The following is a 14,693-nucleotide window of genomic DNA, read 5'->3' on the forward strand; positions in this document are numbered from 1 at the left end:
TATGCAATTAAAAATCAAAAAAATAGCCTTTATTGGTACAGGTGCGTGAGCTTCAGCACTTGCTTCAATGCTAACTAAAAACGGTGTCGAAGTCAAAATGTGAGGAATTGATGAGCAAGAAATTAATGATATTAATAATGGCATCAATTCAAAATATTTTGGGGAAGAAAAGTTCAATAACCCGCATTTAATTAAAGCAACAAGTAATCTTGCATACGCATTGCGTGGTGTAAATACTATTGTTATTGCTGTTCCTACGCCCGCAATTGTTGATGTTTTAGGTCAAATAAAAGAAGTTATTGGCAAAAAACTTGTGAATGTAATTAATGTTGCCAAAGGTATTGAGCCAAAAAGTAAAAAATTCTTTACTGAAGTTATTAGAAAAAAACTAGCCCCTAATGTGGTTGACGTTTGTTCATTAATTGGTCCGTCTTTTGCGGATGAAGTTTTTTATAACCATAAAACAATGATTAATGTCGTGGGTAAAAACCCTGTATTCTTGAAGAGAATACAAGATTTGTTCTGCAATGATAGCTTTGTGTTAATTCCAAATGAAGATGAAAATGGTGCTCAAGCATACGCAGCTTTAAAAAATGTATTGGCCATAGGTATTGGAATTGCTAGTGGTTTACATAGTGCGAAAAATCTTGCACCAGCTCTAATTTCGCTTGGCATGAAGGAAATTATGTCCATTGCTAAGGTAGTATTTCCACCAGTTGATAATACAGTTGGCTATGAATTAGCGGCCATAGGCGACATTGTTTTAACTTGCTTAAACACTTCTAGCCGTAATTATAGTTTTGGTTTGCAAGTAGCACAAATTGGCGTTAAAAAAGCACTAGCTGCTAATACTAAAACTGTGGAAGGATATAACACTGCCAAAACGCTAGACCGTTTCATATGGGATTTAGGTTGATTGGATATACCGTTTTTTAGAACTATTTTAGAAATTTTACTTTACAAAATGGATCCTAAAAAAATATTATGATTCTTTAGAATATAAAACACGCTCGTTAAAAAGCGTGTTTTTTAAAAGTATTCTTCAGTAGCTAATTTATCTCAAAATTGATCATTTCTAGCTTGTCAATGGCAATATGACCTGTGATTTTGATTGTTCATGCCGCAACTAAAGAAAACTATTCCTTTTTCAACTTGTGAAACAAAATGTTCATAAGTTATGGCCGGCCCAAATTTCATAGAGTTGAAATAACCGTGTTTATTGGTTTTTGCTATGCAAAAACCTTCAACACCAAATTTTCCCTCTACTCTGTCTTTTAACGAGCGTCCATGATAAACTGAATTTTTATATATTGGTAACCTGCGCCCATATCATTTGGCTAAAACTATTTCGCCATTTCTAAACTCATTAGGCACTTTTAGTTCTTTATTAGGTCTTTGATCCTGTTGGAAATCATAAATTATGCTAATATCTTTATTTTTGGCAACAAATAATTTTTGTCCAAATGTATTTCATCTATCAATTTTAGGTGCAGATTCGCCTGTTCAAGAATATCTACCGGGTATAGTTTGATTTTTTCTTGCAAACATATATAAAAATATATTTCGGTTAGCAATTTGATCATCTTTGTCAAATATATGTTTATACTGGGGTTGGTTGTAAATATAATAGTTTGGTGATCAATCACCAAAACTAGTTATATATTCACTTTCAATCTTTAATTCATATCCAAACATATCAGGTTTTGATAATCCATTAATGTTTATACCAAACATTAATTCAAGTCAGTGACCTCTTCGACCAGTATGGCCATATTTATATCAAAGTGTTTCTGGTTTTCGTCCTTTAATTTTACGTCTAAAAAGATCCATTATAAATTCGATCTTCTCGATTTTTCTCATATTACGTCCTATTTCGACACGTTTTCATTTCTTTACCCAATTTTATTGTATACCTTTTTTTAATAAAACAAGAAAATTTTTAATTTTTTATTGAAATTCACTGAATAATGTGGAAAATTTTGCAGAAACCGTCTTTTTGGGCCTAACAAAAGGTAAAAAGTAGCTAATATTTGGGTTAATATTATAAATATAGTACACGTACAATCGGAATCTGAATAAATATTTTAATTTTGTTTACGCAGTGTTACACTTATAGTATAATGTATTAGCACCATTATAGTTGCATTCAATTTTTCGGCACCATAGCCAAACGGCCAAGGCATAGGTCTGCAACACCTTGATTACCGGTTCGAATCCGGTTGGTGCCTCCATATATGCGTCCGTAGCTCAACTGGACAGAGCGCTTGGTTACGGCCCAAGAGGTTGTGGGTTCAACTCCTGCCGGACGCGCCATATGTAATCACACCATGTAAGATGCTATTGCATCTTTTTTATTTAAAAAAATATTTTCTATTTTTAAAAAATAGTATATTATTAGTATGCAAATGCAAACGTAATTTAATGGCAAAATTCTAGCTTGCCATGCTAGTAATGGGGGTTCGATTCCCCTCGTTTGCTCCATTTGTGAAAACACCTAAGTAGATTTAATCTATTAAATTGGGCAAAATATGAAACATAAAAAATATTTTTGTTTTTAAAAATATTGTATATAATAATGTAGCATATTTTGCAATGCCGATTTAGCTCAGCGGTAGAGCAGCTGGCTGTTAACCAGTTGGTCGCAGGTTCGATCCCCGCAATCGGCGCCATATATGGTCTGTTGGTGAAGCGGTTAACACACATGGTTTTCATCCATGCATACACGGGTTCGATCCCCGTACAGACTGCCATTTGGAGAATTAGCTCAGTTGGGAGAGCGGCGCCCTTACAAGGCGTAGGTCATGGGTTCGAGCCCCTTATTCTCCACCATTTGTTTATATGCGCCACTAGCAATTGCTAGTTTTTTTATAAAAAAATATTTTTTTCTTATCTAAAAATATTTTTGGTGTATAATAATCAAGTATGCCGGCTTAGCTCAGTTGGTAGAGCAACTGACTTGTAATCAGTAGGTCGTAGGTTCGAGTCCTATAGCCGGCACCATGCGCGAGTGGTGAAATTGGCAGACACGCTAGATTTAGGCTCTAGTGCTTCACGGCGTGAGGGTTCAAGTCCCTCCTTGCGCACCAAATGTTTTTTACACCATGCCCCATTTTGCGGGCATTTTTTTATAAAAATTTGCCAGCAAAAATTCAAAATAAAAAAGTGACCTCGTAGATAGAAAGCACAAAAATAGAAAAAGATGAATAGCGATTTAAAAAATAATTTTCAAATAATACTATAACTAAGTTAAATATGTCAAAAACAAAATTATATTAAAAAAAATTATTTGCTTTGACTTCCTCGGTAAAAAATAGGAATTTGACCATATAAAAAATGCGTTTTAAATTGTTACAATATGGTTGTAGAGGAATTAAAAAAGGCAACAATGTACAAACAGTATCAAAAACAACTCGAAAAACCAAATGAAATAAATAAATTAAAAAGCTTGGTATTCGATAGTTCGACAGATGATATTGAAGATTCTTTAAATTTTCTACCGTTCTTTAATTACTTACTTTCAAATAACTATTAATGTTAATTTCCTCTACAAAAAAATAAACGCAAAGGAGTAATTTGATACTATACAGAATAGGTGAAATTATTTATAAAAATGGTTCAAATATCATTTTCGAATCTTCAGGCGTTGGCTATAGCCTAATTATGCCTGATCACAATCGAGTAGAAGCTAAAACTAAATTAAAACTATACTTATTTGACATTAATAACGATTATTATAAAGCTACATACGCATTTAAAGATTTTAAAGAAAGACTTTTATTCATCGATCTTATTTCATTAAATGGAGTAGGACCGAAAGTAGCCTTTAATATGCTTAATGTTGGCTGAGAAAAATTAGCGGCAATGATTGCAACAGGTGATATAGATGGAATTTGTAAAACTCCATATTTAAATCCTAAGATTGCTAGATTAGCCATTGCTGATTTAAGCGATAAGTGATCAAAGATGATTAATATGAAAAAAGCCAGCCAAATCACAGCCGCTCATAACGTTATCGATGAAGCTAAAGTAACACTTAAAACCTTAGGGTTTAAAGCAAACCAAATCGATCAAGCTTTAAATTCGATCCCAATGTCAAATGATGTAGAAACAATAATTCAACAAGCCATGTTTGCAATGACTGGCAAAAGCTTAGAAAATGAAAATACAAATACTGCGACCAACTAATTTTGAAAATTTTATTGGGCAAAGTAAATTAGTTACAACCTTAAAAACAATGCTTGCAGGGGCACTTCACCGCGATGAACCTTTGGACCACATACTTTTTTATGGCCCGCCAGGAACTGGTAAAACAAGTCTTGCTAGCATTATTGGAAATGAACTTACAAGCAAAGTTCATTACTTACAAGGATCATTGCTGGAGAAAAAATCTGATATTCTCAGTGTTTTTGCACAAATTAATACAGGAGACATAGTTTTTATCGATGAAATACACAGCATTAATAAAAACGTCGAAGAACTTTTATATTCAGCAATGGAAGATTTTAAAATAGATATAATTATAGGCCCTGAAGGCAACTCCAAGGTCATGCGTATGAATCTAAACCCATTTACCCTTATTGGTGCAACGACAAAACTAAATTTATTAAGCCAACCATTAAGAGATAGATTTGGGTTCATAGGTAGATTAAACCCATATACAACAGCTGATATACTTAAAATAATAGAAAATGTTCAAATAACCTTAGCAATAAAGGCAAATCATCAAGTCTTGGAACTTGTTGCAGAATACTCTAAGGCAACGCCGCGAGTAGCTATACATTTACTCAAAAGGATTAATGATTTTTCAATCAACAAAAATGAAAGTGTAATAACCAAAGAAACTGTATTAGAAACATTTAAACATCTAGATCTTTTTGAAAAAGGCCTAAATCGAGAGCATTTAGAGTATCTGCGTGTGTTAAGCGACACTTTTAATGACAAAAGTGCATCTCTTGATTCGCTTTCTGGAATTTTAAACTACCAAAAAGAAAATATACTATATGAAATTGAACCTTTACTTTTATATTTTAAACTAATTGAAAAAAGTCCGCGAGGTCGTAAGATCACAACCAAAGGGATAGATTATCTATTAAATAATTATCGCCACGAAACACAAAAGACTGACTAAACGTCAGTTTTTTTGTTCAATATTTTTCCATATATACTCATTTTATAGGCATATACGTCACGTCTAAATATTACCTAGCTATCATTAATATATGAAGGTAAAATATGATAATAATATATAATTGCAAAATATGAATAACTTTAAACAATTTTTCAGAAAAATTTTCTCGCTCTCAACTTGAAAAAAAATATTTGACCTTAAATCATGGAAAAGATGATTTTTGTCTTTTTTCATTCTGACTTCATCAGTTGTGGCTATTAGTGTGGGCACAACTTTATACACATCGCAAAACATCAATAAATCAATTGAGTACGGTGGCGGTCAAGAATTTTTAATTTCAATTGAAGGTAAGGATTCCACAGCCAACATTTCCTCGTCAGAGGTTGCAAAATCTATTCAAAACCGTATAAATGGAGGCAATGATTTTGGTGAATCTGATGTAGTTGTTGAAAGCAAAGACAAAGTTAAAATTTCAAAAACTGGTCTTTTAACTCCTGAAAATAGAGCTTTATTTGAAAGTTTAATAACCACAAAATCATATTTGATTTTTACCGATACTTCAGGTCAACCTTTGTTTAGAAACGGTGTTTTTGTAGAACCAAATGAAAACAATAAAATTGATTGAGAAGAAGTTATTTTAGATCCAGAAAAATTAAATTCATTTGTTCCACCAATTAAAGGAGCTAGACCTAACTTTAGTTCTTTTGGTAATGGCAAAAACTTTGTTGTAGATGTTGAATTACGTAACAAAGATGCCGAAATTGAGTGAACCAAACTAACCAAATATTTATCAGAAAAACAAAATGAAAACGAAAAATATTTATTAACTTGATTAAACATTGATGAACTAATTCGAATTGCAAAAGATAAATATGCTGCAGAATGACAAAATACAGGCAAAAACCCATATCGTTTTATATACGTGAATGAGGATCCATCACTAAATAATGGCCAAGGAGTTTTAAAAATCCACTCTGTTAAAGCTGATAATTATTTAGTAAATAAAGTTGGTGTTAATCGACCACTAAGCGGCGATAGATTTAGTATCCCATCTACAGCTAGTGGTGAAGCCTTAACACAAGCTACTTCTAAAAAATTAGCCGATGAAATTTCATTCGGTACATCTAATTACTCTCTAAGTATTTTGTCAAGCAACTTCATTCCTGCACAACAAACAAATAATGCTTTTGTGTTTTCATTAATAGCAATTGGTATTGTTTTTGCAATAATTTCAATCTTTTTAATTGCTAATTACTCAATTTTAGGCTTAATTGCTTCCTTAGCTATTGCACTATATCTTTTTGTAGTATTTAGCTTATTTGGCGTATTAAAAGGTCAATACTCTCCAGTTGCTTTAGCTTCAATTCTTGTTGGCTTAGGTCTATGTTTTAATATTATTGCCCTGTCATATTCACGTCTAAAACAAGAGCTTTATAAAGGCGAAAAAATGCGTAAAGCAACAGCAACAACCGCTCGCTCAAGTTTGCCTTATTTAGTTGACGTAAATATTTTGCTAATTCTAGCTTCATTCATGATGTTTTATTTGGGATCGCAAGGTTTAAGAGATTTCAGTATTGGCGTAGTGCTTTCAATTATTGGTATTGCCTTTTCGACTGTGCTACTTGTTCGAATTTGCACTAATTTACTTGTTAACACCAAAGCTTTCATTAATAAACCCGCTTTATTAGGATTGCGTTCTAAAAAACTTCACGCCAGTTATCAAGCTAAATTTAAAGATGTTAATTTTGCTAAACAAACAAAATGATTCTTTGTTGCTTTTGCAATAATCACTGTAATTTCAATAATTGTTTTTAGTGTTTTTGCAATCTATAATCAACATTGAGCTCAAGGTTTTTCACGCTCACTTGAGTTCCAAGGTGGAACCAACATTACAATCCAAGGCAAACAAGCTTTAGGAGTCAACATTAACGCCGATTTAGCCCAAAAAATTAACTCATACTTAATTAATAACTCTTCACGCTTTGGCATATTGAATCCCGAGCAAGTAATCAGTATCAATTCGTTAAATGATCAAAATAGTGCTTATAGCCTTGTTTTAAAAACTTCGCAAGTGATTTCAGCTAGCCAAATTGACTTAATTAAAAAAGATATTCTTGCAACCTTTAAAGAAAGCTTAGATATTGTTAGCTTTGGTGTAAGTCCAAGCGAGTCAATTAGTTTTGTATTAAACTCATTTTATGCACTGATAGCTTCATTAGCAATTGTGTTTGTTTATGCATTAATTAGATTTAAATGAACTTACGCAATTGCACTGCTAGCTTCACTAGCACTTGAATTTATTTTAATGATTTTATTAATTGTTTTAACTAGAATTCAAATTAATTCCATAGCCATCATCGCACTAGCTGCTTGATTATTAATTTCACTAAGTGATAAAGTGATTTTGATCAATCGTATTAAGGAAAATTTAGCTACACTTAATCATAATGATTTTATTTCAGCTCATCAAGTGCTTGCAATTTCCAACCAAGCATTACGTGCAAATTTAAAACGTAGCTTGTATGCTAGCTTAATTTATGTTTTAATCGGCATTGTTGCTTTAGCTTTAGTAGGTGCAATTGATTATTCATTTGGTTCAATTATCATTTTAACTTCAGCAATAACTTTTGCAATCAATTACTTTGTTCTAGCTTCGCTATGAGTTAAACTTGAATCTAAACGCCAAAACGGTATTAAAAAACGTTACCACAGCAAGTACTGAGTTCTACCAGGCGAAGATGAACAAGTTTTTCCTGGCATTAACGATTTTATAGCTTAATTTTGACCGCTTTGAGCGGTTTTTTTATGGAGTAAACATGTTTTATTTATTATTCAAACCCAAAGGCATTTCTTCATTTAACTGCATCAAAAAATTTGCTCGTGAACACGGCATTAAAAAAATAGGCCACAGTGGCACTTTAGACCCACTGGCTAGCGGATTATTGCTTTTAGCAACCGATGAAGATACTAAATTATTGGATTATATTGCCAACAAACAAAAAACATACATCGCCCAAATCGCTTTTGGCCAAGCCAGATCAACATATGATTCTGAAGGCGAAATTATTGAGCAAAGTGACAACAAAATCACGCCTTCTATGCTAAAAGAAATTGAGTATTGATTTTTAAATCAACACACACAATTACCACCTGCTTTTAGCGCTAAAAAAATTAACGGCAAGCGAAGCTACGAATTAGCCCGCCAAAACATCAAAGTTGAATTAAATCAACAAAAAATCAATATTAGCTCAGTTAAAATACACAATTTTGATGAACCAAATCAACTGCTAGACGTGGAATTGACTGTGTCAAATGGCACATATATTCGTTCATTATCACACGATTTAGGTCATGCGTTCAACACTTGCTCATATATGAAAGAGCTTGAGCGCACAGCTATCTCTGGTTTTGATAAAAAAAATATTGTTAAAGATAATTATATTGCTATAATTAATGCCCTATCTTTGTTTGATATGGAAACAATCAGCCTAAAACCTGAGCAAGTAAAAGTTCTACAAAATGGATTGACTTTAGATTTTGCTTTAGCACCTAAAACCTATTTGTTAACTCACCAAAGTGATGCCAATACTGTCATTGGCATTGGTATTGTAGAAAATAACATGCTTAAGGTAAAAAAACTATTTGGCTCAAGATTGTAAAGGAGCATTATGACACAAGCATTACTTAAACAAAACATCAAACTAGCTGCTTTTGATATCGACGGCACACTTTTACCATACGCACAAAGGCAATTTAGCGACCAAGTTACACAAATGATTAAAGAGCTTAAACACAAAAAAATATACAGTGTTTTAGCAACTGCTCGTGAATTTATCACCATTGGTAACTTGATGAATAAAACGCCAGATTTAGACTATTTTATAGGCGCAAACGGAATGTTTGTTTATGATTTTGCGAACAAAAAAATTATTTTTGAAAAAACAATTGCACTAAATGAACTAAAAATAATTTATGATGCTACACTCAATATTGATGAAGCAGACGGTATGACTGTTACCGATCTTGACTGATGTTATTATTCTCAGGGCATGAATATAGATACATGATTTTTAACTCCACATCATGCTAAAATGAAACACATTGATTTTGATGCTATTGACCAAGAGCACATTCATATCATTACAATTCAAACCCACTCACAAGAAAACACGGATATAGTTGTTGCTAAAATGAAACAAATTATTAAAGAAAAAAACCTAAATCTTGAAATTAATGCAACTTGACACAGGGGATTATTCATCTGCCCTAAAGGCGTAACCAAATCTGACACAATTGATTGACTTTGTCAATATTTAGGCCTAAAAAATGGCGAAAATGTTATAGCTTTTGGCGATAGCTCCAACGATTTTGAAATGGTAAGCAATGCCGCTTGAGGCGTAGTAATGGAAGAAGCTGATGAACATTTAAAACAAGTAGCTAAAGACATTGCTAAAAGTGTAAAAAGTGATGGAGTTTACTGAAAATTAAAAGAATTAAACCTAATTTAAGTATAATATCGTCATGGCTTTACATGTATATTCTTTAACTAATTTACCCAAACTAAAACAGCCAATCTTTATGATTGGCTCTTTTGAATCTTTTCACATCGGTCACAATATGCTTTTTGAAAAAGCAAAACAGCTGCAAGCTGCAAGCGAATATGAGCGCGACATTGTCATAGTTTATTTTGCTGATGTGGAAAATATGCCTAAAAATAATGGTGTTTTTCTAACAGATGAAATGTTTAGACTGCAAGCATACGCAGGTATCGGCATTGAACACGCTTTGCGTTTAAAATATTTAGCAATTAGACACATTTGACCACTTGATTTTCTAACACAGCTAACTAAAAACCAAGAAGATTTTGATATTATTACTGGCACAGATTTTAAATTTGGCGTTAACGCATCAGGAAATTCTGCTTTACTCGCCCAACAATATGGCCAAAATTATCACGCAGTTGATGTGATGAAATTAAACAATGACCAAAAAGTTTCCACATCCTTTATCAAAGAATTGGTTGGGGCTGGCGATTTTGACTTAGTCAATTTACTTTCCTTATTTAAATATGGTTTTAATTGTTCTATCACTAAAATTAGCAATTTTTTGGAGCTTCACGTACCTGAAAAATTAATGCCAATGCGTCCGGGCGTTTATTGTGCTAACATCGAAATTAACGAAATGTATTATTATTGTTTACTTTTGGTTAAAACTGATGGTACTAGAAACATTGAAATGATTGATTTTAACTGAACTAGTCTTGATACACACCAATGCAAAGTGACTGTTAATATGTTATTAAGACCTTTTTATGAAAATTCAAATCAAGAAAGCAACGATGATGATCTTACACGTTCAAAAGAGTATTTTGCATTCTTGAGTAAATGTCAATAAATTTACATATACACTGAGTTTATAGGTGTTTACATGACCAATATTTTTTAAATTTATTTCAGTAAATTTATTGATTTTGTGCTAAAATTAACACGTTAATTTAAATAATTTTTGCTCTAGGTTAAATCAATGAATTTATGCTTGGACAAAACATAATAAAGGAGTTATTATGATTACAAAAGAACAAAAAGCACAATTAGTAGCTAAATACGGTAAAGATTCAAAAGACACAGGTAGTTCATTTGTTCAAATTGCTATTTTAACAGCTGAAATTGAAGACCTAAAAAAACACTTCCAAAACAATCCTAAAGACAACCACTCACGTCGTGGTTTCATGGCTAAAATTTCAAAACGTCGTGTTCTTTTAGCTCACCTAAAACAAGAAAACTTTGATCTATACACCAAAGCTCTAAACGAACTAAACCTAAGAAAATAGTTCTAACTCGCCCCGGCGAGTTTTCTTTTTTAATCAGTGGCATTTAGTATAATTAAATAATGAATAAATCACAGATTAAAGACTTATTATTGAACAAATTAACTCAAATTGCAAATAATTTAAATATTGAGCGTCAAGTTGTTTTAATTGAACCAAAAGAACATGGCGATTTCACAACCAATATGGCAATGGGTAATAAAGGATTAAACCCACAACAATTAGCGAGTCAAATTATTGAGCAGCTAGAACCATTTAAAAAAGAGCTTCAAATTAAAGACATTGAAGTGGCTGGACCTGGCTTTATTAACTTTTTCCTTTCTCATGATTATTTAGCTGATGGTGTAAATCAAATAATTTCACTAGGCAAAAACTACGGTAAAGGCAATCGTTCAGGCAACATCAATATTGAGTGAGTTTCAGCCAATCCCACTGGTTTTATGCACGTGGGACACGCGCGTAATGCCGCAATTGGTTCAACAATTGCTAATATTTGTGAATTTAGCGGTTTAAATGTAACTCGTGAATACTACATCAATGATGCTGGAAATCAAATTAATTTATTGGCTGAAAGTATTTATGCTCGTTATCAACAAATTTTTAAGCCAGATTTTGCTATGCCTGAAGATTCCTATCGTGGCGAGGATATTGTTTGAGCAGCTCAAGAATTTAATAAAAAACATGGAGATAAATTTGTAAATGTTGAGCTAAAAGATGATGTTTTAGAATTATTTAAAACTGAGGGAACTGAGCTGTTTTTAGGTCAAATTAAACACGATTTAAGTCGTTTTAATGTACATTTTGACCGTTTTTTCAGTGAAAAAAGCCTATATACTAATAATTCAAAAATAATTCACGATACAGTCGCAAAATTACAAAACACATATGAGCAAGACGGAGCTCTTTGATTGAAAACAACTCTAGATGGTGACGACAAAGACCGTGTTTTAATTAAATCTGATGGTTCATTTACCTACTTTTTACCCGATATTGCTTACCATGACTACAAATTTCACAATAATGGCACCAATCCAACCATTTTAAACGTGTGAGGTGCGGATCACTCTGGCTACATTAAACGTATGGAATCGGCGATGAAAAATTTAGGCAATGATTCAAGCAAATTACACGTTTTATGCATGCAACTTGTTCGTTTGATTAAAGACGGCGAAGAGTTTAAAATGTCAAAACGTAAAGGTACAAGCTTTTGATTACGTGAATTTATTGATTTAGTTGGCACAGATTCTGCTCGTTTTATTTTGTTGGATCGTACAACGAATACTAAATTAGACTTTGACATTGATTTAGCAACAGCTAAAACCAATGACAACCCATCATTTTTAGTTCAATACGCCAATGCTAGAGCAATTGCTTTATTAGACAAAGTTGGTATTAATCTAGACGCTTTACAAGCCGAACACTACTCAGATGAAGCAGATATTAAACTAATTTCATTGCTACTAGAATTTCCAAATATCATTGAAAAATCAGTAGATAAGTTATCAACCAACACGCTTACTCAATACATTATTAAGGTTGCTAAAGAGTTCAACTCTTGATATTCAAATACTGAAAAAATTCTAGAACGTGAAGACAAAAATAGTGCTAGTGCACTCGTGAGAGCTGTCAACATTGTTTTGGAAAATGGACTAGCCCTACTAGGTATTTCAATTCCACGCAAGGTTTAACAACCTTGCTTTTTATATCAATCACTAAAATTTGCTTTTTTATTACCATAAAACCGCATTAATTTTATAATTGAAATATAAATATTTCATAAGACTGAAAGGAAATTATATGAAAATTATTTTAGTTGGTGCAAACCACGCAGGAACATCGTTTATTAGAACATTGAAAAATGTTAATAAAGATGTTGAAATTACAGCTTATGACAGAAATACAAACACTTCATTTTTAGGTTGTGGTATTGCTGTTTGAGTTGCTGGTGAATTTGATGAACCGGGCGGATTATTCTACTCTTCACCTGAAAGTTTAAGAAACGACTATGGCGTAAACTTAAAAACAAGCCACGAAGTTGTTGCGGTAGATAAGGATAAAAAACAAGTAACAGTTCGTAACTTAGAAGATGGCACAACATTTGTTGATAGCTATGACAAATTAGTGTTCGCTGGTGGTACTTGACCAATCGAACCTAAAATTAAAGGTATTGAATACAACAATATTGTGCTTTCAAAACTATACCAACACGCACAAAAATTAATTGAATATGCTAACGACAAAGACATTAGAGATGTAACAATCGTTGGTGCAGGTTACATTGGTGTTGAACTAGTTGAAGCTTTCAAACTAAAAGGTAAAAAAGTTACTTTAATTGATGTTAACAAAAGAGTTGCAAGCAACTACTTTGGTGAAGAATTTACATCAGTGATGGAAGAAAACATGCGTAAAGAAGGTGTTACCCTTGCTTTAGGCGAAAAAGTTGTTGAATTTAGATCACAAAACGGCAAAGACGTTTCTTCAGTTGTAACAGATAAAGGCGAATACAAAACTGATTTAGTAGTAATGTGTGTTGGTTTTAAACCAAGAACAGATTTTGTTGAACTTGAAAAACTTCCAAACGGTGCAATTATTGTTGATGAATTCCAAAGATCAGTTTCAAATCAAGATATCTACGCAATTGGTGACTCATGTGCGCTAAAACACGTTGTTACAGGTGACAACAGACACGTTGCTTTAGCAACTAACGCTGTTAAATCAGGTCTAGTTGCAGCTCTTCACATTGCGGGTGTTAACGTTCCTTTCCCAGGTGTAGCAGGAACAAACGCTATTAACGTGTTTGATTGCCACTACGCAGGTACAGGATTTACTTTAGAAGCTGCTAAAGCCAATGGTTTTGCAGATGCTGCTTCAGTTCACTGAGAAGACATGGATAGACCAGAATTCATGCGTGAAGCTGAAAAAGTTGCAATTACAGTAGTTTATGATTCAAAAACATTCAAATTACTTGGTGTTCAATTAGGTTCATGAGGCAAAACATTGCACGCTGAAACAATTTACATGTTTGCATTAGCAATTCAAAAAGGCTTAACCTTACCTGAAATTGCTCTAACAGACGTATTCTTCTTACCTCACTTCAACAAACCATTCAACTTCTTCCTAGTTCCTATGCTAAAAGCTTTAGGTATTAGCTACAAATAAAACTTAAAAACGGCTCGTTAAAGCCGTTTTTTGTACATTATTTTTTTAAATTTGGATCAAAGACGCCAATAAAAGGCACACCTCTTAATTTTTCATCATAATCAAGCCCATAACCCACAAGGAATGAATCTTCAACCACAAAAGCTGCTTTGTCTGGTGTTAAATCAACCTTGCGATGATGTGGCTTATCTAATAAAGTGATAATACGGTAAGATTTTGGATTTCTGTTACGCAAAATATTTGAAATTTTATGCAATGTAATTCCAGAGTCAATAATATCTTCAACCACAAGCACATCTTTGCCTTGAATATCTGTTTCAATATCCATAATAATTTTCACATTACCAGTTGAAGCTGTTCCACCTGCATAACTAGAAGCAATCATAAATGCCATTTCATTTTCCACGGTAATATCCTTAATTAATTGAGCCATAAAAGGAACTGCACCTTTCAATAAGCCAACAAGAACCAAATCTTTGGAATCACGATATGTTTCATTAACTCACTGAGCTAATTCTTTAATCTTGCTTTCGATTTGCTCGCGTGTATAAAGTATCTTGGTAAATCTTGGATCCATAT

At 32.8% G+C, this 14,693-nt stretch carries 13 protein-coding genes and 8 tRNA genes; 19 read left to right on the top strand and 2 right to left on the bottom strand.

The window, feature by feature from the left end; translation table 4 throughout:
- The first annotated feature begins 1 nt into the window (after position 1).
- Positions 2 to 1,003, top strand: coding sequence for an NAD(P)H-dependent glycerol-3-phosphate dehydrogenase (locus tag T329_RS0102495; protein WP_029608868.1), 1,002 nt, complete (start codon positions 2 to 4; stop codon positions 1,001 to 1,003).
- A gap of 26 nt (positions 1,004 to 1,029) precedes the next feature.
- On the opposite strand, the gene T329_RS0102500 is transcribed toward T329_RS0102495, so the two are convergent.
- Positions 1,030 to 1,860, bottom strand: coding sequence for an LlaMI family restriction endonuclease (locus T329_RS0102500; RefSeq protein ID WP_029608869.1), 831 nt, complete (start codon positions 1,858 to 1,860; stop codon positions 1,030 to 1,032).
- A 296-nt stretch (positions 1,861 to 2,156) separates the two neighbouring features.
- Between T329_RS0102500 and T329_RS0102505 the strand changes: the two genes are divergently transcribed.
- From T329_RS0102505 to T329_RS0102590, 18 genes are all read left to right on the top strand, one after another.
- A tRNA-Cys gene (locus T329_RS0102505) sits at positions 2,157 to 2,231 on the top strand.
- A gap of 5 nt (positions 2,232 to 2,236) precedes the next feature.
- A tRNA-Arg gene (locus tag T329_RS0102510) sits at positions 2,237 to 2,313 on the top strand.
- Positions 2,314 to 2,407: 94 nt separating this feature from the next.
- Positions 2,408 to 2,481: transfer RNA gene (locus T329_RS0102515), tRNA-Gly, on the top strand.
- 113 nt (positions 2,482 to 2,594) lie between these two features.
- Positions 2,595 to 2,669, top strand: a tRNA-Asn gene (locus tag T329_RS0102520).
- A 5-nt stretch (positions 2,670 to 2,674) separates the two neighbouring features.
- Positions 2,675 to 2,750 (top strand) — tRNA-Glu (locus T329_RS0102525).
- A gap of 3 nt (positions 2,751 to 2,753) precedes the next feature.
- Positions 2,754 to 2,829 (top strand) — tRNA-Val (locus T329_RS0102530).
- Between the two features lie 95 nt (positions 2,830 to 2,924).
- Positions 2,925 to 3,000 (top strand) — tRNA-Thr (locus T329_RS0102535).
- Between the two features lies 1 nt (position 3,001).
- Positions 3,002 to 3,086, top strand: a tRNA-Leu gene (locus tag T329_RS0102540).
- Positions 3,087 to 3,385: 299 nt separating this feature from the next.
- On the top strand, positions 3,386 to 3,532 hold the full coding sequence (locus T329_RS03870; protein ID WP_156933790.1) for a hypothetical protein: 147 nt from the start codon (positions 3,386 to 3,388) through the stop codon (positions 3,530 to 3,532).
- A 41-nt stretch (positions 3,533 to 3,573) separates the two neighbouring features.
- On the top strand, positions 3,574 to 4,185 hold the full coding sequence (gene ruvA / locus T329_RS0102550; RefSeq protein WP_029608870.1) for a Holliday junction branch migration protein RuvA: 612 nt from the start codon (positions 3,574 to 3,576) through the stop codon (positions 4,183 to 4,185).
- Positions 4,157 to 5,128 (top strand): Holliday junction branch migration DNA helicase RuvB, encoded by a 972-nt coding sequence (gene ruvB / locus T329_RS0102555; RefSeq protein ID WP_029608871.1) that lies wholly within the window; start codon positions 4,157 to 4,159, stop codon positions 5,126 to 5,128. Before ruvA ends, ruvB begins: the two co-directional genes overlap by 29 nt.
- Before the next feature lie 220 nt (positions 5,129 to 5,348).
- Complete coding sequence (secDF, locus tag T329_RS0102560) at positions 5,349 to 7,907, top strand: protein translocase subunit SecDF (protein WP_169734332.1); 2,559 nt, start codon at positions 5,349 to 5,351, stop codon at positions 7,905 to 7,907.
- Positions 7,908 to 7,944: 37 nt separating this feature from the next.
- Positions 7,945 to 8,787 carry a tRNA pseudouridine(55) synthase TruB gene (gene truB, locus T329_RS0102565; protein ID WP_029608873.1) on the top strand — a complete coding sequence of 281 codons (843 nt, stop codon included), beginning with the start codon at positions 7,945 to 7,947 and terminating at the stop codon, positions 8,785 to 8,787.
- 9 nt (positions 8,788 to 8,796) lie between these two features.
- On the top strand, positions 8,797 to 9,636 hold the full coding sequence (locus T329_RS0102570; protein ID WP_029608874.1) for a YcsE-related riboflavin metabolism phosphatase: 840 nt from the start codon (positions 8,797 to 8,799) through the stop codon (positions 9,634 to 9,636).
- A 13-nt stretch (positions 9,637 to 9,649) separates the two neighbouring features.
- A complete protein-coding gene (locus T329_RS0102575; protein WP_051630143.1) occupies positions 9,650 to 10,522 on the top strand; it encodes an FAD synthase in 873 nt (290 codons plus the stop codon).
- A 169-nt stretch (positions 10,523 to 10,691) separates the two neighbouring features.
- Positions 10,692 to 10,958, top strand: a complete 267-nt coding sequence (gene rpsO, locus T329_RS0102580) for a 30S ribosomal protein S15 (protein ID WP_029608876.1) — start codon at positions 10,692 to 10,694, stop codon at positions 10,956 to 10,958.
- A gap of 59 nt (positions 10,959 to 11,017) precedes the next feature.
- The gene (gene argS / locus T329_RS0102585; RefSeq protein ID WP_029608877.1) at positions 11,018 to 12,643 is read left to right on the top strand and encodes an arginine--tRNA ligase; all 1,626 of its coding nucleotides are present in this window, start codon (positions 11,018 to 11,020) and stop codon (positions 12,641 to 12,643) included.
- Between the two features lie 109 nt (positions 12,644 to 12,752).
- Positions 12,753 to 14,114: an FAD-dependent oxidoreductase gene (locus T329_RS0102590; RefSeq protein ID WP_029608878.1), complete on the top strand. Its 1,362-nt coding sequence runs from the start codon at positions 12,753 to 12,755 to the stop codon at positions 14,112 to 14,114.
- Positions 14,115 to 14,151: 37 nt separating this feature from the next.
- On the opposite strand, the gene hpt is transcribed toward T329_RS0102590, so the two are convergent.
- Positions 14,152 to 14,691: a hypoxanthine phosphoribosyltransferase gene (hpt, locus tag T329_RS0102595; RefSeq protein WP_029608879.1), complete on the bottom strand. Its 540-nt coding sequence runs from the start codon at positions 14,689 to 14,691 to the stop codon at positions 14,152 to 14,154.
- Between the last annotated feature and the right edge of the window lie 2 nt (positions 14,692 to 14,693).

The sequence above is a fragment of the Mycoplasma simbae ATCC 49888 genome, assembly GCF_000702705.1.
Classification (GTDB): domain Bacteria; phylum Bacillota_I; class Bacilli_A; order Mycoplasmatales; family Metamycoplasmataceae; genus Mycoplasmopsis; species Mycoplasmopsis simbae.